18 protein-coding genes are annotated in these 19058 nt (G+C 75.6%); 6 read left to right on the top strand and 12 right to left on the bottom strand.

Annotation, left to right across the window (positions count from 1 at the left end):
• The first annotated feature begins 115 nt into the window (after positions 1-115).
• Entirely contained in the window at positions 116-478 is a 363-nt protein-coding gene (locus tag ABGB06_RS08575) for a hypothetical protein (protein WP_347586950.1), read from the top strand.
• Between the two features lie 112 nt (positions 479-590).
• On the opposite strand, the gene ABGB06_RS08570 is transcribed toward ABGB06_RS08575, so the two are convergent.
• The 4 genes from ABGB06_RS08570 to ABGB06_RS08555 form a co-directional block, all read right to left on the bottom strand.
• Positions 591-1802, bottom strand: a complete 1212-nt coding sequence (locus ABGB06_RS08570) for an ABC transporter permease (RefSeq protein ID WP_347586948.1) — start codon at positions 1800-1802, stop codon at positions 591-593.
• Entirely contained in the window at positions 1799-2446 is a 648-nt protein-coding gene (locus tag ABGB06_RS08565) for an ABC transporter ATP-binding protein (RefSeq protein WP_347587526.1), read from the bottom strand. The genes ABGB06_RS08570 and ABGB06_RS08565 overlap by 4 nt, the downstream gene beginning before the upstream one ends.
• Positions 2447-2565: 119 nt before the next feature.
• The gene (locus tag ABGB06_RS08560; RefSeq protein ID WP_347586946.1) at positions 2566-3807 is read right to left on the bottom strand and encodes a peptidoglycan-binding domain-containing protein; all 1242 of its coding nucleotides are present in this window, start codon (positions 3805-3807) and stop codon (positions 2566-2568) included.
• On the bottom strand, positions 3804-4319 hold the full coding sequence (locus ABGB06_RS08555; protein ID WP_347586944.1) for a hypothetical protein: 516 nt from the start codon (positions 4317-4319) through the stop codon (positions 3804-3806). Before ABGB06_RS08555 ends, ABGB06_RS08560 begins: the two co-directional genes overlap by 4 nt.
• Before the next feature lie 135 nt (positions 4320-4454).
• Between ABGB06_RS08555 and ABGB06_RS08550 the strand changes: the two genes are divergently transcribed.
• Both ABGB06_RS08550 and ABGB06_RS08545 read left to right on the top strand, forming a co-directional pair.
• Positions 4455-5231, top strand: a complete 777-nt coding sequence (locus ABGB06_RS08550; protein ID WP_347586942.1) for a response regulator transcription factor — start codon at positions 4455-4457, stop codon at positions 5229-5231.
• A complete protein-coding gene (locus ABGB06_RS08545) occupies positions 5221-7161 on the top strand; it encodes an ATP-binding protein (RefSeq protein WP_347586940.1) in 1941 nt (646 codons plus the stop codon). Before ABGB06_RS08550 ends, ABGB06_RS08545 begins: the two co-directional genes overlap by 11 nt.
• Positions 7162-7184: 23 nt before the next feature.
• Here ABGB06_RS08545 and ABGB06_RS08540 read toward each other — a convergent pair whose 3' ends face one another.
• The 4 genes from ABGB06_RS08540 to ABGB06_RS08525 form a co-directional block, all read right to left on the bottom strand.
• The gene (locus ABGB06_RS08540) at positions 7185-8168 is read right to left on the bottom strand and encodes an iron-siderophore ABC transporter substrate-binding protein (protein WP_347586938.1); all 984 of its coding nucleotides are present in this window, start codon (positions 8166-8168) and stop codon (positions 7185-7187) included.
• Positions 8165-8992: an ABC transporter ATP-binding protein gene (locus ABGB06_RS08535; protein WP_347586936.1), complete on the bottom strand. Its 828-nt coding sequence runs from the start codon at positions 8990-8992 to the stop codon at positions 8165-8167. The genes ABGB06_RS08540 and ABGB06_RS08535 overlap by 4 nt, the downstream gene beginning before the upstream one ends.
• Positions 8989-10047 carry an iron ABC transporter permease gene (locus tag ABGB06_RS08530; protein WP_347587524.1) on the bottom strand — a complete coding sequence of 353 codons (1059 nt, stop codon included), beginning with the start codon at positions 10045-10047 and terminating at the stop codon, positions 8989-8991. The genes ABGB06_RS08535 and ABGB06_RS08530 overlap by 4 nt, the downstream gene beginning before the upstream one ends.
• A gap of 241 nt (positions 10048-10288) precedes the next feature.
• Positions 10289-11344, bottom strand: a complete 1056-nt coding sequence (locus ABGB06_RS08525) for an iron ABC transporter permease (protein WP_347586934.1) — start codon at positions 11342-11344, stop codon at positions 10289-10291.
• Positions 11345-11442: 98 nt separating this feature from the next.
• On the opposite strand from ABGB06_RS08525, the gene ABGB06_RS08520 reads away from it, so the two are divergent.
• Both ABGB06_RS08520 and ABGB06_RS08515 read left to right on the top strand, forming a co-directional pair.
• Positions 11443-12081 carry a haloacid dehalogenase-like hydrolase gene (locus ABGB06_RS08520; RefSeq protein WP_347586932.1) on the top strand — a complete coding sequence of 213 codons (639 nt, stop codon included), beginning with the start codon at positions 11443-11445 and terminating at the stop codon, positions 12079-12081.
• Positions 12082-12322: 241 nt separating this feature from the next.
• Positions 12323-12706 (top strand): cold-shock protein, encoded by a 384-nt coding sequence (locus ABGB06_RS08515; protein ID WP_347586930.1) that lies wholly within the window; start codon positions 12323-12325, stop codon positions 12704-12706.
• A 32-nt stretch (positions 12707-12738) separates the two neighbouring features.
• Here the strand turns inward: ABGB06_RS08515 and ABGB06_RS08510 are convergent, their stop codons facing one another.
• From ABGB06_RS08510 to ABGB06_RS08500, 3 genes are all read right to left on the bottom strand, one after another.
• Complete coding sequence (locus ABGB06_RS08510) at positions 12739-13611, bottom strand: 1,4-dihydroxy-6-naphthoate synthase (RefSeq protein ID WP_347586928.1); 873 nt, start codon at positions 13609-13611, stop codon at positions 12739-12741.
• Positions 13592-14515, bottom strand: a complete 924-nt coding sequence (locus tag ABGB06_RS08505; protein ID WP_347587523.1) for a futalosine hydrolase — start codon at positions 14513-14515, stop codon at positions 13592-13594. The genes ABGB06_RS08510 and ABGB06_RS08505 overlap by 20 nt, the downstream gene beginning before the upstream one ends.
• Before the next feature lie 769 nt (positions 14516-15284).
• Entirely contained in the window at positions 15285-16628 is a 1344-nt protein-coding gene (locus tag ABGB06_RS08500) for an MFS transporter (RefSeq protein WP_347587521.1), read from the bottom strand.
• Between the two features lie 538 nt (positions 16629-17166).
• Here ABGB06_RS08500 and ABGB06_RS08495 point away from each other — a divergent pair.
• Entirely contained in the window at positions 17167-18168 is a 1002-nt protein-coding gene (locus tag ABGB06_RS08495; protein ID WP_347587519.1) for a DUF3027 domain-containing protein, read from the top strand.
• Between the two features lie 41 nt (positions 18169-18209).
• On the opposite strand, the gene ABGB06_RS08490 is transcribed toward ABGB06_RS08495, so the two are convergent.
• Positions 18210-18932: a sulfite exporter TauE/SafE family protein gene (locus tag ABGB06_RS08490; protein ID WP_347586927.1), complete on the bottom strand. Its 723-nt coding sequence runs from the start codon at positions 18930-18932 to the stop codon at positions 18210-18212.
• Between the last annotated feature and the right edge of the window lie 126 nt (positions 18933-19058).

The raw sequence follows: 19058 nt of genomic DNA, 5'->3' as shown, positions 1-19058 counted from the left end.
CCCCGTGGTGTTGACCTTCTTTCCCAGAGTAGTCAACGCTGGTCAACTCCCGCGTGAGCATCGGCGGGGCCAACCATGGTGGGGAAGGCTCGGAACGCTTGCCAAGGAGCGTCAGATGTCGATGCTTATCCGTGCCACCCGCGCACTTCCGCCGCGGGTGCCGCAGCCGCCGGCCCCGCCGTCTCCGCCCGTCCCGTCCACCGACCGTCGCGACCCCCGCCCGGCGGGCGCGGAGTCGCCGGAGCTGCCCGACCCGGTCCCGCTCGGCTTTCCCGGGGCCGTCATCGACCTGCCGCCGGAGCCCGGGCACGACCTCGGCTCCGGGGAGGAAAGCACCGGTCAGGGCCCCGAAACGGGGACCGGTCCCTGGCCGACCGCGCATTATCCCGCAGACGCGTGGCTGCACGTCGCCATGACGGTGCTGAGCGCGCTCGCCGTCCTCTTCGGCTCGGCCGCCCTCTGGCTGGAGGTCAGCTGACCGAGGGTCGGCACGGTCGAGGACCCCTGCCGCGGAGTTCACGAGGGGGCGGCAGGGGTCCTCGGTCACGGCGTCCCCCGCACGCCGCGGGCCCCGACGGGGCGGTCCCGCGCTAGGCGGTGGACAGCGCGGCGGTCGGAGGCATCCGGGCGGCGCGCGTTGCGGGATACGCACCCGCGAGCGCGCCCACCAGCACGGTTGCGCCGGCCGCACCACCCAACACCCAGGTCGGCAGCGCGAACGGCCAGTCCCGGCTGGCCGCGAACGCCGCCGTCACCGCGCCGCCGAGCAGCGCCCCGCCGACCCCGCCGAGGCCGGCGAGCAGCACCGACTCGCCGAGGAACTGCCGGCGGACGTGGGCCCGGGTGGCGCCCAGGGCGCGGCGCAGGCCGATCTCGGAGCGCCGTTCCAGCACCGCGATGACCATGGTGTTGGCCACCCCGATGCCGCCCACCAGCAACGAGACGCCGCCGAGCGCGAGCAGCAGGGTGGTCAGCGTCTCGTCGGCCGCCTCCTGTGCGGCCAGCGCGTCGGACGGCCGGGACACCGACACCTCGGACGGCACCTCCGGGTTGACGGTGGCCGGCAGCAGCTCCGCCACCGCCTCGACGGCGGACTCGTCCGACCGCTCGTACAGGGTGGAGGGTGGCACCTCCTCGCCGGCCAGCTCGTTGGCCGCCTCCCAGCCGATCAGCGCCGCGCTGTCCAACTCGGGCGCGAGCGGCACCGGGTCGAGGACCCCGACCACCGTGAACCACTCGCCGCCGAGCCACACGTTGACGCCGCCGTCGGCCTGTTCGGGCGAGATGCCGAGCAGTTCGGCCGCCGTGTCGCCGAGCACCACCGTCGGGTACGCGGCCAGCGCGGCGTCCAGCCAGCGCCCGGCGGCGACGCTGCCGCCCACGGTGTCCAGCAGGTCGACGCGGGCCGCGCTGACGGCGAGCGCGTTGGTCTCGGCCTCGTCGATCGCGTCGTTGCGGTAGACCGCCGCGTCGCTCAGCGTCCCGACCGCGCTGACGGTCTGGACCCCGTCGAGGCGTCGCACCATCTCCACGCTCTCGGCCGGCAGTTCCGCCCGGTCGCCGGCGAAGGACTGCCCCGGGGTGACCGTCAGCAGGTTGGTGCCGAACTCGCGCAGCCGCTCGTTGACCTCCTCCCGGCTGCTGGCGGAGATGCCGACCACGGACACCATGGCGGCGATGCCGACCGCGATGCCGAGGGCGGAGAGCACCACCCGCAGCGGCCGGGCCCGGAGTCCCGAGGCGGCCACCCGGACGGTGTCCCGGGGCCGCAGCCGGGACGGTTCGGGGACGGTGGCGCTCATCGCCGCACCCTCCCCGCGTCGGCCGAACGCTCGTCGGACTCGATGCGGCCGTCCCTGATGTGCACCTGCCGGGGCAGCGCGGCGGCCACGTCGTGGTCGTGGGTGATGACCACGATCGTCGTGCCGACCGCGTGCAGTTCGTGCAGCAGCCGCAGCACCGCCGCGCCGGACGCCGAGTCCAGCGCGCCGGTCGGCTCGTCGGCCAGCAGCAGCGACGGCCTGCCGACCAGCGCGCGGGCCACCGCGACCCGCTGTCGCTGCCCGCCGGACAGTTCGTGCGGCCGGTGGCGGGTCCGGTCCGCGAGCCCGACCCGGTGCAGCGTCCGCCGGGCCATCCGCCGGCGGCGGGCCAGCGACATCCCGGTGTAGAGGAGGCCGTCGGCCACGTTGTCCAGCGCGGTCACCCCGGGGGAGAGGAAGAACTGCTGGAAGACGAAGCCGATGCGGCGGGCCCGCAGGGCGGACAGCTGCCGGTCGGACAGCCGGTGCACGTCGTGGCCGTCGATGCGCACCTCGCCGGAGTCGGCGCGGTCCAGGGTGCCGAGCACGTTGAGCATCGTGGACTTGCCGGAGCCCGACGGGCCGACGATGCCGACCATCTCGCCGGCCTCGATGCGCAGGTCCACGCCGTCCAGCGCGCGCACCGGCGGGCTGCCCGGATAGACCCGGCGGACCCGCCGGAGGTGCACGACGGGCCGGTCGCCCGCGGCGTCGTCCGCCGGCCCGCCGACGCCCGGGCGTGCGCGGGTGTCCGTGGCCGCGCTCACCGGCCAGCCACCCCCACCACGGTGCCCACGTCGACGCCCTCGCCCTCGATCTCGACGTAGCCGTTCGCGAAGAGTCCGGTGTCCACCGGCACCACCTCGGTGGTGCCGTCGGCGGCCACCGCCTCGACGCCGTAGCCGCCGCCGGACCTGGCCAGCAGCGCGCTCACCGGAACGACCAGCACGTCCGCGCGCTCGTCGACCTCGGCCACCACGTCCACCGGGCCGCCGAGCAGCGACTCGTCGACCGGCTGGTCCAGCCGGACCTCGACCTCGGCGACCGCGTCCGCCGCGCCCGCCTCCGCCGCGCCGCCGGCGGCCGGGTCGGCCTCGGCCGGGGCCACGTCGACGGCGGCCACCACGCCCGCGACCTCCTGACCGTCCGGCAGTTCCACGGTGACCGGGCCGTCGATGGGCAGCACGTCCCGGTCGTCCATGTCGACCTCCAGGCTGACGATCTGGTCGGAGCCCGTGAAGTCCAGCACCGGCGTGCCCGGGGCCACCGCGCCGCCGACCTCGGCGTGCAGCGCGTCGACCCGGGCGCCGCGGGGCACGAAGACGACGGACGAGCCGGGTACCGTGCCGGTCCCGGCCGCGCCGACGTCCTCCTGCCACGCCCGCACCGCGTCCTCGGTCTCGGCGGTGAACTCGTCGTCGGCGGTGAAGCCGGTGTAGCCGAGCTCGACCAGGTTGTTCTCCAACTGCCGGACGTCCACGCCGGTGTCGCCGACGGCCAGGTCGCGGTACATCGGGACGGAGCCGAACAGGGCCGTGACCGGCTCCTCGTCGAGCCGGAACAGCTCGTCGCCGCGCCCGATCGCGGAGTCCGCCTCGGGCAGCCCGGTGATGGTCCCCTGTCCGGCGGTGGACACCGTGTGCGGCTCCCCGTGGCCGAGCGTGCCCCCGAAGCTCTCGGTGGCCGCGAGGGTCTGCCTGGTGACCTCGGCGGTGGCGGCGGGCCCGGCCGCCTCCTCCGTCTCGTCCGCGGTGGCGTCCTGGCCGGTCAGCCAGTAGCCGGTCCCGGTGCCGGCGGCTACCAGCACCAGAAGGCCGAGCGCCAGCCCGCCCCGCCGGGCCCGGCGGCGCCCCCGGCGGCCGCCCTCCGGCTCGTGGTCCGGGTCCGGGTCGAGGCCGGCGTCGAGCCCGGCGTCGAAGTCCGCGTAGGGGTCGGCGGCCGGCTCCGCCTCGCGTTCCCGGCCGCCGTGCTCGTGCGGCGCGCCGGAGTGCGGCACCGTGCTCACCGGCCGCCCCCGCCGAACATCACCGGCGTGCCGGCCAGCAGCTCCTGGCACTCGCCGATCGCGTCCTGGAACTCGGGCCCGTTGGGATCGACGCCCTCCGGCATGCTCAACGCGCCCGTGGAGTCGGGGTCGGCCATGTCGACGCCGTTCTCCCGCATGCACGCGGTGAAGGCGCGCAGCGACTCCAGGCCCTCGGCGTCCACCTCCTGGGCGCCGGGGCCGCCGCCGGGCATGTGCTCCTGGCAGGCCTCCACCGCGGCCTGTACCTCGGGGTCGTCCTCCCCGCCCTCGGGCAGCCGGATGCCGGGCATGTCCGGGTCGGGGTCGGGCACGTCGACGCCGTTCTCCCGCATGCAGTCGTACCAGGGCAGCGTGTCCTCGACGGATATCTGCGAGTCGCCGCCGCCCTCGGCGCCGGTGCCGGCGGCGGAGTCCTCACCCCCGTCACCGCCGCAGGCGGTCAGGCTCACCACCAGCAGCGCGACGGGCACGACCAGACGGATCTTTCGCACGGAACTCATCTCCTCAACCAGCGAAGGTCAACGACTGCGGCCGAGGGTGCCGACCACCGGTCAGGAAGTTGTTAGATCTCCGTCAGACCGACGTTTTTTAGGCGGCTCTTATGTTTTCGGGATGAGACTTCCCGCATGCCAGCACGCATTCTGATAGCCGAGGACGACCGCAAGAACGCGGATCTGGTCCGCCGTTTCCTGGAACGCGAGGGCCACGTCACGGCGATCGTTCACGACGGACGGGCGGCCCTGGACGAGACCCGGCGCTGCCGGCCCGACCTGCTGGTGCTGGACCTGATGCTGCCGCGGATGGACGGCCTCGACGTGTGCCGGGTGCTCCGCACCGGACCGCCGGCCGGTGGCGACGTCCCGATCATCATGCTCACCGCCCGGGCCGGCGAGGACGACCTGCTGCTCGGCCTGGCGCTGGGCGCCGACGACTACCTCACCAAGCCGTACAGCCCGCGCGAACTGGTGGCCCGGGTCCGCAGCGTGCTCCGGCGCACGGCGCGCGCCGCCACCGCGGCGCCCGAGCGGTACCAGGTCGGCGGGCTGGTCATCGACACGGCCCGGCACGAGGTGTGGGCCGACGGCGCGGCGGTGGAGACCACGCGGGCCGAGTTCACCATCCTGGCCTGCCTGGCGGCCTCGCCAGGACGGGCGTTCACCCGGCAGCTGCTGCTGGAACACGTCTCGGGCTTCGGCCGCGACGCCACCGCCCGCACCATCGACGTGCACGTGATGAACCTGCGCCGGAAGGTCGAGCCCGTTCCGACCCGCCCGCGCTATCTGCTCACGGTCTACGGCATCGGCTACAAGCTGGCGGAGCCCAGGGACGAGGCGGCGCCCGAGGACCTGGGCGAGGGCGACGCGGCGCGCGCGGCCGTCCCGGAGCCCCGGCATGCGTCGTAGCCTGCGGGTCCGGCTGCTGTGCGTGTCGCTGGCCGTCGCCTCGCTGGCCGTGGTCGCCACCGCGCTGCTCGCCACCTACGGCACCGGCACCCAGCTCCGCGAACAGCTGGAGAGCGACGCCTCGCAGCTGGACACCGACAGCTCCATCCGCGACGCGCTCCTCGACCACGCCCGCGAGCACCGCGACTGGGCCGGCGTCGCGCCCCTGGTGCGGGAGTTGGCCGAGCGCACCGGGCGCCGGATCGCGCTCACCACGCCCGACGGCGAGACCATCGCCGACTCCGCGGAACTGCTCGGCCAGGGCCCGGCCGAGCGGCCGTCCACGCCCGCCGCCCGGGTGGACGCCGCCGACCCGCCGGAGCCGATCGTCACCACCGCGCCCGACGCCGGGTGGCGGGGGGATCGGGGCGACGACCTGCCGCTGCAGATGGTCCTCGCCTACTCGGCCTGGCGGCTGACCGAACAGGAGGCGCGGCAGCGGCGGGAGCTGGCGGACAGCGCCACGGACTGCCTGGCCGCGGAGGGCGTGGACGCCGACATCGTGCCGGACGACGAGGCGGGGCGGCGGGGCGCGTTCCCGACCGACCTGCTGCTGGGCGACGCCCAGTTCTTCGCCGCGTCCGACGGCGACGGGTCCGCGATCCCGCTGTCCAGGGAGCGGCTCGGCTCCTGCCTGCCCGAGGGCCTCTACACGCCGAGCGCGGCGGCCCGCGCGATCAACGAGCGGGCCGTCGAGTTGGCCACCGACTGCCTCGACGGCCGGGGCCTGGTCTACGAGCTGGGCACGGACGCCAACGGCCTGCGGAAGGTGCGGCCGCCGGTGGTCGACGGCCGGCAGGCGCCCCGTTCGGCCGCCTGGCGGGCCTGCGAGGAGGACGCCCAGATCGCCGCGCTGCGGCCGCATGTCGCGCCGCCCGCCGACCTCTACCTCGGCACCAGCGACCGGTTCGCACCGTTCTCCCCGGAGGGCTGGTGGCGCACCGCCGCCACCGTGGCGGCCGTGCTGCTGGCGGCCGCCGTGGTCACCGTGCTGGCCGGCAGCCGCCTGGTGCGCCCGATCCGCGCGCTGACCGGCGCCGCCCAGCGGATGGGCTCGGGCGACCACACGGCGCGGGTGCCGGTGCCGCCGCGCGGCGACGACGAGGTGACCCGGCTCGCACAGGCGTTCAACACCATGGCCGCCTCCATCGAGAGCCACGACCGGGAGCGCAAGGCCCTGGTCAGCGACGTGGCGCACGAGCTGCGCACCCCGCTGGCCAACGTCCGCAGCCATCTGGAGGCCGCCGAGGACGGCGTGCTGCCGCTGGACGCCGAGCTCATCGGCTCGCTCCGGGAGGAGGCCGCGCTGCTGGAGCGGCTGGTGTGCGACCTGCAGGACCTCGCGCTGGCCGACGCGGGCATGCTGCGCATCCACCCCGAGGAGCGGGACGCCGCCGACCTGGCCGGCCAGGCGGCGGCCGCGCACCGGGCCAGGGCCGAATCGTCGGGCGTGGCGCTGCGGGTGGACGCGCCGGCGGACCCCGTTCCGGTGTGGGCCGACCCGGCCCGGCTGCGCCAGGCCCTGGGCAACCTGGTGTCCAACGCCGTCACCCACACCCCGGCCGGCGGCCGGGTCGAGGTGGCGGTGCGCCGCTCCGGCGACACGGTGCTGCTGACGGTGAGCGACACCGGGCGCGGCATCGCCCCGGAACACCTGCCGCACGTCTTCGACCGCTTCTACCGCGCCGACCCGTCGCGCAGCCGCGCCACCGGCGGCAGCGGGCTCGGCCTGGCCATCACCCGGCACCTCGTCGAGGCGCACGACGGGCGCGTCGAGGCGCGCAGCACCCCGGGCCGCGGTTCGGAGTTCACCATCCGGCTGCCCGCCCCCGAGGGGGCCGAGGCGGCCTGGGAGGCGTCCCCGGCACCGCCGGACCGGGAGCCACCCTGACCCGCGCGCCGCCGCCCCGATCGTCAGGCGGTCAGGTTCTCCTGGAGTTCGGTCAGGATCTGGTCGGCGGCGGAGTATCCGATGCCCAGGAACCACAGGTCGTCGTCGACGCGGAAGGCGCGGTCGTCCTGGACCGCCCGCAGCGTGTCCCACAGCGGCCCGCCGACCGCCGCGTCCTCGCCCGAGCCCTCCGTGGAGCCGTAGGAGGAGTAGAAGACGGCGTCGCCGTCGGCGAGGTCCACCTGCTCCGAACTGATCTCGACGGCGAAGCCGTCCTCCGCCTCGTCCAGGATGGCCGGGCGGCCGACGCCCACCTCGGCCAGGATGGTGCCGATGAAGCTGTCAGGCCCGTAGAGCCGGGTGTCGGCGCCGTCCACGAAGCGCAGGATGCTCACCTCCAGATCGGCCGCCGCCTGCGCGCCGCCCAGCGCCGCGGTCACGTCGGCCACGTGCTGCTCGTAGTCCGCGACGATCCGCTCGCCCTCGTCCGCCAGGCCCAGCGCGTCGGCGTGCAGCAGGAAGTTCTCCCGCCAGGTGACGCCCGTCGTCTCGGCCATCACGGTCGGCGCGATCTGCGACAGCTCGTCGTAACGCTCGGCGTCGCGCGACATGTTGCCGATGATGACGTCCGGGTCCAGCTCGTTGATCCGCTCCAGGTTCGGCGCGGCGATGGCGCCGACGTCCTCGATGCCCTCCTGGTCCTCGGCCGGCAGGTAGCTGAGGAAGTCGTTCTCCTCCAGCGCGTGCACCGAGCCGACCGGGGTGATGCCGAGGGTCAGCGCGGTGTCCAGTTCGCCGGTGTCGAGGACCACGACCCGCTCGGGATCGTCCGGCACCTCCACCGGACCGTTGACCGTCTCGACGGTGTGCGTGGCGTCGCCGCCGGCGTCGTCCGCGGAGTCGTCGGAGCCGCACGCGGCCAACGAACAGGCGGCGGCCAGCGCGGCGAGCACGAACGGCAGCCGGCGCGCGGCGGGGAGGGCCCGGGGACGGGCGAGGCGGTTCATGTGACTGGTGTCTCCTTCTGACTCGGAACGAAGGGCAAGGGCACGCCGGGGACCACGAGCGGCGAGCCGGTGACCGGGTCGGGCACGACGACGGCCGCCAGCCCGAAGACCTCCTGCACCAGTTCGGCCGTGACGATCTCGCCCGGCGGCCCCTGCGCGACGATCCGCCCCTCCTTCATCGCCACCAGGTGGTCGGCGTAGCGCGCGGCCTGGTTCAGGTCGTGCAGCACCACCACGACGGTGCGCGGCTCGGGCCCGGTGACCAGCTGCCGCACCAGGTTGAGCACCTCCACCTGGTGCGCGATGTCCAGGAACGTGGTCGGCTCGTCGAGCAGCAGCAGGTCGGTCTCCTGGGCCAGTGCCATGGCCAGCCAGACCCGTTGCCGCTGCCCGCCGGACAGCGCGTCCACCGGCCGGTCGGCCAGTCCCGCGACGTCGGTGCGGGCCATCGCCTCGGTCACCGCCCGCTCGTCGGCCCCCGACCACTGCTGCCACCAGCGCTGGTGCGGCTGCCGGCCCCGGGACACCAGATCGGCCACGGTGATCGCCTCGGGCGCCACCGGGGACTGCGGCAGCAGCCCGATGGCCTGCGCGATCCGCCGCGTCGGGATCCGGGCCAGCTGCTCGCCGTCCAGCAGCACCGCCCCGCGCCGTGGCCGCAGCAGCCGGCCGAGGGCGCGCAGCGTCGTGGACTTGCCGCAGGCGTTGGGCCCGACGACGACCGTGACCCGGCCGTCCGGGATGTCCAGGTCGAGCCCCTCCACCACGGCGGCGCCCTCGTCGTAGCCGAGGGTCAGGTCGCGGGCGCTCAGCCGGTTGCTCATGCCCGTCCTTTCATGCGTGGGCCCCTGAGGTGGTTGCCGGCGCGGGCGTCCGCGCGGTTGTTGACGATCAGCCAGAGCAGGTACGGGGCGCCGACCGCCGCCGTCACCACGCCGACCGGCAGTTCGGTGGGGGAGAACAGCAGCCGGGCCAGCACGTCGGCGGACACCGTGAGGAACGCGCCGGCCAGCGCCGAGCACAGCAGCGGGATCTGCGCGGTCCTGGTCAGCCGGCGGGCGATCTGCGGGGCCAGCAGCGCCACGAAGTCCACCGGGCCGCCCGCGCCCGTGGCCACCGCGGCGAGCAGCACCCCGAGGGTGGCCAGGCCCAGCCGGGTGCGGCCGAGGCGGGTTCCGAGCGCGGTGGCGGTGTCGTCGTCGAGCACCACGGTGCGCTGCGCCCTGGCGGCCCACAGCAGTCCCGGCAGCAGGGCCAGCAGCACCCAGGCGAGCGGCGTCGCCTGGTCGTAGCCGCGGCCGTTGAACGAGCCGGTCATCCACACCAGGGCCTGCTGCGCCTCCTGGTAGTCGCCCTTGGTGAGGAACAGCTGGGTGACCGAGCGCAGCGCGATGGCGCACCCGATGCCGATGAGCACGAAACGGGCCGCGTGCAGGCCGCCGCGCCAGGCGAAGAGGTAGACCAGGGCGGCGGCGGCCAGGCCGCCGGCCACGGACAGGTACGGCAGCAGGGCGGCCGAGCCCACGCCGTACATCAGGGCCCAGACGGTCACCGCGGCGGCCCCGTGGGTGACGCCGATGACGTCCGGGCTGGCGAGCGGGTTGCGGGCGACGGTCTGGATCAGCGCGCCGGCCACGCCGAGCGCGGCGCCCACCAGGAGGCCGACGGTGAGTCGCGGCAGCCGCAGCACGCCGACCACGAAGTCCGCGTCGGACTCGGCCCCGAAGACGGAGCGCACCGCGTCGCCCGGGGCCACGGTCGACTCGCCCAGGCAGAGGCTGGCCAGACAGGCCGCGGCGAGCGCGACAGCCAACACGGCGGCGACCACGGTCGCGCGGCGGTGCAGCAGGAACGAGGCGCGCGGGTGCCTGCGCAGCACGGCGTACCCGGCGGGAACCGCGCCACCGCGGCCGGCCTCCGGCCGGGTCTTGACGGGCGGTCGCGCGGGCGGTTCGGCGGTCGGTGCGGTCGTCACGAGGCCACCTCCCGGCCTCTACCGCGCCGGCGCGCGGTGGAGGCGGTCGGCGGACCGGTCCGGGCGGCGGCACCCCCGGCGCGGGCGCCGCCCCGGCTCGCGCGGGCCCGGGGGAGAGCGGCGGGCGGCGCGGGGGAGGGCCGCCTCATGACACCGCCCCCGTGCGGCGGACCAGGACCACCAGGAACGGCACGCCGACCAGGGCCGTCATCACGCCGGCCGGCACCTCGGACGGCGGGAACACGAGCCGTCCCACGGTGTCCGCGACCAGCAGCAGCACCGGGCCGAGCAGCGCGCACATCGGCAGCAACCAGCGGTACCCGCCGCCCACCAGGGCCCGCGCCACGTGCGGCACGGCCAGGCCGACGAACGCGATCGGGCCGGCCGCGGCCACGCCGGCACCGGTCAGCACCGCCGCCCCGAGGCCGCCGGTGATCCGGACGGCGGCGACGTTCTGCCCGAGGCCCCTGGCCACGTCCTCGCCCAGCGCCAGGGCGTCCAGGCCGCGCGCCACGGCCAGCGTCAGCAGGGCGCCGACCAGCAGGAACGGCCAGATGCGGGCGGCGATCTCGGCCTCCCTGCCGGACAGCGAGCCGATCTGCCAGAACCGGAACTCGTCCAGCGTGGCGGCCTGGGTGGTCAGGACGGCGGCGGTCACGGACGCCAGCAGCGCGTTGATCGCGGCGCCGGCGAGGGCGAGCTTCACCGGGGTCGCGCCGCCCCGGCCCCGCGCGGCGATGCCGTACACCACGACGGCCGCGATCCCCGCCCCGGCGAAGGCGAACCACACGTATCCGGTCAGCGTGTGCACGCCGGCGTAGGCGATGGCCAGCACCACCCCGACCGAGGCGCCCTGGCTGACGCCGAGGATGCCGGGTTCGGCGATCGGGTTGCGGGTCAGGCCCTGCATCACCGCGCCGGCCATGCCCAGCGCGGCGCCGACCATCAGCCCGACCAGCGTGCGCGGCAGCCGCAGCTCGCGCACCACCCGGGCCGCCGGGTCGTCGCCGCCGTGCAGCAGCGCGTCGCCCACCTCGCCCAGGCCCAGCGAGCGGCTGCCGTAGGCGAGGCTCAGCAGCGCCGCCAGGCACACCGCCGCCACGCCGGCGGCCAGCCAGCCGAGCCGCCGCCGACGGGAGTGCCGCCCGGGGCCCGCGGGCCCGGGGGCACGTTCCCCGGCACGGGGCTTGACGAGGTGCATGCGTTCCTCACGGACGGGCGGTGCGGCGGCGAACGATCGCGGCAGGTTAGGTAAGGCGAGCCTAAGTGTACGGTCTGCCGCCTGCCACAATGGGCACAATGGTTCGCATGCCTGTCTCCTCGCCTCCGCTGACCGTCGGCTTCGACCTCGACATGACCCTGATCGACTCGCGTCCCGGCATCAAGGCGGCCTACGAGGCCCTCGCGGCCGAGACGGACACCCACATCGACGCGGAGCTGGCCATCAGCCGGCTCGGGCCGCCGCTGGAGGTGGAGCTCGCACACTGGTTCCCCGCGGAGTCGCTGGGCGTCGTCGGTGACCGCTACCGCGAGATCTACGTGGCGCACGCCATCGAGCGGACCCCGGCCATGCCCGGCGCCCGGCAGTCCATCGCGGCGGTGCACGCGCAGGGCGGCCGGGCCATCGTGGTGACGGCCAAGCACCAGCCCAACGCGAAGCTGCACATGGCGCATCTGGGCCTGGAACCGGACGCCGTCATCGGCTCGCTGTGGGCCGAGGCCAAGGCGGGCGCGCTGCGGGCGCACGAGGCGAGCGTCTACGTCGGCGACCACGTGGGCGACGTACGCGGCGCGGTGGCCGCCGGCGCGGTCTCGGTGGCGGTGCCGACCGGACCGTGCGACGCGGACGAGCTCAGGGCGGCCGGCGCGGACGTGGTGCTGCCCGACCTCACGCACTTCCCGGCGTGGCTCGCCGACCACCTGGCCGTTCGTCCCTGATCGACGGGTGATCGTGGCTGATTTCGTTTGTCCACGCGGCGGTTCGGCTTGATCGTTGCGGGCGGGAGCATACTTGCGATCAGCGTGGGGCAGTCTCCCTCCGAAACCGCCCGGCGCCATCTTGTCACCGGGCCCGAGGCGGTTAGCCTGGGAGCAGGCGGGTCCGAGGGGCCCGCCGAGTTGCTCATGGCAATGGCACTGGCCGGTGGCTGGCCAGGGACGAGTGCGAGGACGAGGACACGTGCCTACCGGCAAGGTCAAGTGGTTCAACAGCGAGAAGGGCTTCGGCTTTCTCTCCCGCGACGACGGCGGCGATGTGTTCGTGCACTCCTCGGCACTGCCCAACGGAGTGGACGCGTTGCGACCGGGACAGCGGGTGGAGTTCGGTGTCGTCGCCGGTCAGCGCGGAGACCAGGCCCTGTCGGTCACCCTCCTTGACCCGATGCCCTCGGTGGCCGCGGCCCAGCGCCGGAAGCCCGACGAGCTGGCCTCCATCGTCCAGGACCTCACCACCCTGCTGGACGGCGTCTCCCAGCAACTCGAGCGCGGCCGCTACCCCGACCGCCAGTCCGGCCGCAAGATCGCCGGCATGCTCCGCGCCGTCGCGGACCAACTCGACGTCTGACGGTTCGTCAGCTCGCTGCGTCCCGGCGCGACTCAGGGGGCGCGCAGGCGGTCGGTGGGGATCGGGGGGAGCAGGGACTCGGCCGCCGCTCGGCCGAGCAGGTCGTGCACGGCCGCGTGGCCGGCCGGGCCGAGGTCCTCGGTGAACTCGTTGACGTACAGCGCGATATGGGACTTCGCGACCTCCGGGTCCAGCTCCTGCGCGTGCGCCATGACGTACCCCTCGCTCGCCGACGGGTCGGCCCAGGCGGCGCGGACGGAGGCGCGGATCGCGTCGGTGACCGCCGCGAGGCGCTCCGCGCCGAGGGAGCGGCGGGCCACGATCGCGCCCAGCGGGATCGGGTGCCCGGTGGTGCTCTCCCAGTGCTCGCCCATGTCGGCGAGCTGGTGCAGCCCATAGTCGCGGAACGTGAACCGCGCCTCGTGGATCACCAGGCCCGCGTCCACCTGCCCGTCCCGGACCGCCGGCATGATCGCGTGGAACGGCATCACCCGCACCTCGCCGACCCCGCCGTCCGGCACGTTGGCCGCCGCCCACAGCCGGAACAGCAGGTACGCGGTGGAGCGCTCGCTCGGCACGGCGACGGTCCGCCCGGCCAGGTCCGCCGCGGCCGCGGGCTCCCGGGTGAGCACCAGCGGGCCGCAGCCGCGGCCCAGCGCGCCGCCGCAGGGCAGCAACGCGTACTCGTCGAGCACCCACGGCAGGGCGGCGTAGGAGATCTTCAGCACGTCGCCCGCGCCGCGCTCGGCCAGGTCGTTGGTGATGTCGATGTCCGCGAAGGTGACGTCGATCGGCGGCGCGCCCGGCACCTGCCCGTGGGCCCAGGCGTGGAAGACGAAGGTGTCGTTGGGGCAGGGGGAGTAGGAGACGCTCAGCGGACGTGACTCAGCGGCGGTCGGTGCCATGGTCGGTTCCTCCGGACACGGTTCGCAGGACGGGCTCGATGCGGACGAACGCCCCGGTGAGGGCGCGCAGCGCGGCGGGGATCCGCCAGGCCGCGCGGTCGCGCGGGCCGACGGGGTTGGAGATCGCCCGCACCTCCAGCACCGGAACGCCGTGCGCGGCCGCGGCCTCGGCGACGCCGAAGCCCTCCATGCCCTCGGCGGCGGCGCCCGGGTGTCGGGCGGCGAGTTCGGCGGCGCGTTCGGCGGTGCCGGTGACGGTGGCCACGGTCAGCACCGGGCCCAGCGCGGCGCCGGCCGCGTCGGCGGCGGCCCGGGCCAGCGCGGCGGGCGGCTCGTGCGCCACCCGCCCGAAGCCCAGCTCCGCCACGTCCGTGAACCCGTCGGCGGTGCGCACCCCCAGGTCGGCCGCGACGATCGACGAGGCGACGACGAGCCCTTCGAGCGCCGCCACCCCGGCGAACCCGCCGCCGATCCCGGCCGACACCACCAGGTCGTAGGCCGGCGGGACGCCAGGCTCCGGTCCCGCGGCCTCGCCCCGCAGCCCGGGCATGGCACCGGGCGGCCTGCCGCCGGGGCTTGGCTCTCCGGCGTCGTGGGGGGTGGCGGCTCCGGGCTCGGCGAGCTCGCCACGGAGGCCGGGCACGGGCGGCTTGCCGCCGGGGTCTGGCGGAAAGGGGGCGCCGAAGCGGGGTGCGGCGGGGGCGAGTGCCAGCGCCGTCGCCGTGCCGGCCGCCGCGGCCGCCGGGCCGACGCCGGCGGCGAGCACGGCCAGCGCCCCGACGTGATGCAACTCCCAGGTACCGGCCAACGGCGTCACCGCGACCGCCGGGTCCGCCGGGTCCGCGAACGCCGCGACGACGGCGTCCCGCTCCGCCGCGACGGCGGTCACCACCAGAACCCGCAGCACGATCAGCTCGCCCCGCTTCCGGAACGCCGTGCCGCGCGCTCGCCGGATCGGCGGGAGGACGAGGCCCGGTTGGTGGAGCGTGTGGTGCCGACCCGCAGCTGCCACGGGCGTGCCGCGCCGCCGTCGGTCCGCGTTCCGTCGCGCGGTCCGCGCCCAGCCGTCCAGCCGGCGACGCGGCCGGATGCAGTGCCGACCGCAGCCTGCCCCTGAGGGCACGGCCGAGCGGACCTCGCACGGAGTCCCGTCGCCGATGCGCTCGTCGCGTCGGCCGCGGCCGACGGCGAGGCGGCCGGCCGGCATCGTCGTCGGGCTGGACCCGCGACCGGTCCACCCGCCGACCTCGGCGGCCGTGACGCGCGCGTGTCAACCAGCGGCGGGCAGACGGTGTCGCGTGCCGGCGCCGGCGGTCGGGGCGGCGGAAGCGGTCGGCCGCTGCGGGGCGGCCGAGCCGGGGTCGGCAGGCGCGTCGCGGCCGGAGCCGTGCCGGCGATGTGGCGCCCGGCGGCGGGCCGGGGCCGGCGGGTGGGGGAGGACCCGGTGCGGGGCGGCGCGGGCGTCGGGTTCACGTGCGCAGGCTACCCGGGCCGGCCCGGGTCGGCGTGGCCAGGTGGCTGCGGCGAGCGTCCGTGGACGCCGAGGGAGGGAGCGGCTCGTGCCGTGGCGGGCCGCGGTGAGGAGGCTGCGGAGCGTCAGCGCCGTGCCGGTTGGCGCCATCGGTTACACGGGTGGGCGCGGGCCGTCGTGTTCGGGACGGCAGCGGCAAGCGTCAACGCACGCGCGGAAGCGACCGGCTCGTGCCGCGGCGGGCCGCCGCGAGCAGGCTGCGGAACGTCAGCACCGTGCCGATCAGGACCATCGTCACGCCGACGACCATGCCGACCGTCCCGTTCAGCGGCAGCGAGATCCCTATCGCGCCGCCGACCACCCAGGACAGCTGGAGCGTCGTCTCGGAGCGGGCGAAGGCGGACGTGCGGACCACGTCCGGCACGTCCCGCTGGATCACCGCGTCCAGCGACAGCTTCCCCAGCGCCTGGCAGATGCCCGCGGCCGCGCAGATCGCGGCCACCGTCACCGTGCCGTACGCCAGCGCCGCCGCGCTGGCCGCCCCGAGCGCGATCAGCAGCACGGTGAGCAGCAGCAGCTCGGGCGCGCGCTCGCGCAGCCAGTTCCCCAGGGCGTTACCGAGCGCGTTCCCCGTGCCGGCCGCGACCCCCGCCAGCGCCAGCGAGAACTCGGCGGTCAGCCCCGGCAGCGGGTCGTTCCGCAGCAGGAAGGCCAGGAAGAAGAGGAGGAAACCGGAGAGCGCGCGCAGCGCCGAGTTCCCCAGCAGCGCCTTGAAGACCGCCGTCGAGCCGGCCCCGCGCAGCGTCCCCGCGCCGCGCCGGCGTCCGGTGTGATCCCTGGCCACCGCCCGGCTCTCGGCCAGCTCGGCCAGGTGCAGCTTGCTCTCGCCGCGCGCCAGGTCCACCTGGCCCGGCAGCCGGAAGCAGAGCAGTGCGCCGATCACGGTGATCGCGCACGCCGCGTACAGCGGCCAGTGCTCGCCGAGCGCGTTGAGCCCGAGGCCGATGGGCGCCGCCGCGCCGGCCGCGATGAGCCCGGTCAGGGTGATCCGCGCGTTCGCCTTCACCAGGGAGATCTGCGGCGGCAGCAGTCGTGGCACCACCGCGGCCCGCACGATGTTGTACGCCTTGGAGCAGACCAGCACGCCCAGCGCCGCCGGATACAGCGAGAGGCCGCCGCTGGCCACCGCGCCGGCGATCACCAGCGCCAGCAGGCCGCGGGCCAGCAGCGCCGCGGACATGGCCGCCCGCCGGCCGTGCGGCAGCCGGTCGAGCAGCGGGCCGATGACGGGCGCGAGCAGCACGAACGGCGCCATGGTGATGGCCAGGTAGAGCGCCACCCGGCCGCGGGCCTCGTCGGTGGGCACGGAGAAGAAGATGGTGGAGGCCAGCGCCATCGTGATCAACATGTCACCGGCGGAGTGCACCGCGTGCAGCTCGATGAGCTTGCTGAGTCCGGTCTCGCCGGCGCCGTGCGCGTGCGTCACCCGGCGGATGCGGCGGCCGACCGCGAGCGGGGCGGCGTGCAGTGCCCTGCCGGTCGCCAGGACGGCTCTGAGGGCCGGGGAGTCGGCTCCCGGGCCCTCAGTACCAGACGTACTGGACGAACTGTCAGCTGCCACGGCTGCCAGCCTAAGCGGTCGGTGGAGACGAATTGCCGGATCGGTCCGGATTCGTCGTCCCTTCTTACGGGTTCTTGCGTATCCCTTTCGGGTTCGTTCAGCGTCTTTCGGTTACCCCGGGGCCTCCCGCGTCAACCCCCGAGCGGACCCCGCCACGAGCCGCCCGCGTTCTCTGGTCGCGGACGTCCGGCGCGGGTGCGGTAGCGTGGTCGGCTGGTGCGCCTCACCTTCGTACAGCACGACGTCGCAGCGGCCCCCGACCCCGTCTGGGCAGCCGCTCCGTCGGCTCCGTTCGTCCGCAGGGGCCCGCACCGGACAACGGCGTAGGAGAGCGATTCGTATGTGTCCTGTGAGTGCTGCCACCAGCGCTGAGGTCAACGGCGCGAGCCAGGACGGCGGCCGTGGCGGGGCAGGGCCGGCCCGCGGCCGGAGCCGCACCCCCGACCGGCTCTGCGCCGACGCGGTGGCGCTGGCCAGAGAGGTCGCGGAACAGGCGGCCCGTCCCCAGCGGCTCGGCGCGTATCTGGGTGTCGAGGCCGAGGGCGACCGGCTGGTCACCCACTTCTTCGCCAGCGAGGACCCCGGGTATCCGGGGTGGCGCTGGGGCGTCACGCTGACCCGCGCGTCCCGGTCGAAGCAGGTCACCGTGGACGAGGTGGCGCTGACGCCGGGTCCGGACGCGCTGCTGGCGCCGGAGTGGGTGCCGTGGAGCGAGCGGCTGCGCCCGGGCGACCTGCGTCCCGGCGATCTGCTGCCGGCGGAGTTCGACGACGCCCGGCTGGAGCCGGGTTATCTGCCGGCGGCCGGCGAGGTGCCGCCCGCCGAGGAGACACCGGGACCGGCCGACCCGGCCGTGTGGGCGGGCGCCCCCGAGCCGACGGAGCCGACCGGAACGACGGAGCCGACCGGAACGACGGAGCCGGGCGGCCCGGCCGAGCCGCCCGAGCCGACGGTGACGGCGGCCACGGCCGAGGAGGCCGCGGAGGCGGGCGCGCCGGCCGGATGGGCCGCCGCGACGGGACAGTGGGCGTCACCGGGCGAGCCGGGTGAGCCGGCCGAGGGCGTGGAGCCCGAGGCCGAGGAACCGGCCGGCCGCACCGTCACGCCGCCGCCGGACCGGGGCGCGATCGCCGACGTGGCCAGGCAGCTCGGGCTCGGCCGGCGCCGGGTGCTCTCCTGGTACGGGCTGCAGGACGCCGCCGACCGCTGGGACGAGCACTACGGGCCGCAGACCCCGATGGCCCAGGCCGCCCCGGCGTCCTGCGTCAGCTGCGGCTTCCTGGTGCCGATGGCCGGTTCGCTGCGGCAGGCGTTCGGCGTGTGCGCCAACGAGTTCTCGCCGGCCGACGGGCGCGTGGTCTCGCTGGCCTACGGCTGCGGTGCGCATTCCGAGGCCGCCGAGAGCCCGAAGCCCGAGCCGCCGGCCCCGCCGGTCATCGACCATCTGGGCGCCGACCCGCTCTGAGCCCGCCGGACAGGGCCCAGGTCCTGTCCGCCGGACAGGGCCTAGCCCAGGAGCGCGCGGGCGACGAGGGTGACGCCGGAGACGGAGACCACGACCAGCAGCGCCGTCCGGACCGGCCCGGTGCCGAGCCGGGCGCGCAGCGGGCGGCCGGCGAGGAACCCGGCCAGCACGAACGGCACCAGCGCCAGGCCCATGGCGAGCTGGTTGGCCACCAGTTCGCCGTTGAGCTGCAGCGCGCCCATCGAGATGACCGCGCCGAGGGAGAAGTAGCAGCCCAGCGTGCCGCGCACCCGGGGCGCGGACTCGTGCTGGTAGAGCAGCGCCAGCGGCGGCCCGCCGATGGCGGTCGCGGTGCCGGTGACCCCGCCGAGTGCCCCCGCCGTCAGCAACGAGGCGGGGCCGATGCGGATCCGCACCGCCCACAGCGTGGCGGCGACGGCGAGCAGCACCATCACGCCCACCACCGCGCCCAGCGCCTCGGGGGTGAGCGCCCCCACCAGCCAGGCGCCGGCCAGCGCGCCCGGCACCCGGGCCGGCAGGCTCCAGACCAGGCCGCGCCAGTGGATGGCGTTCCAGTCGCCGAACATGGTCAGCAGCGGCAGCGTCATGGTCGCGATCAGCAGGGCGCCCGGCATCATTCCCGGATCCACGATGACCAACGCCGGCGCGGCCACCAGCGAGAGCCCCAGGCCCACGCTGCTCTGCACCACCGAGCCCAGCAGAACGGCGGGACCGGCGACGAGCAGGAGCGATATATCGGGCATCGGCGGTCGAGGCTAGCACCAGGCCACGCGCCGCCCGCCAAGGCCCTGTCTGACAAATAGCGCCGGTCAGGCCCGCGGCGTCTGGTGCGGTGCATCGCAAGGCGGAGGGTCGCCCTCGTAGTGGAC

This window comes from Streptomyces sp. B6B3, from assembly GCF_039871525.1.
Lineage (GTDB): Bacteria > Actinomycetota > Actinomycetes > Streptomycetales > Streptomycetaceae > Streptomyces.
This window is presented reverse-complemented; position numbering and strand designations above follow the sequence as displayed.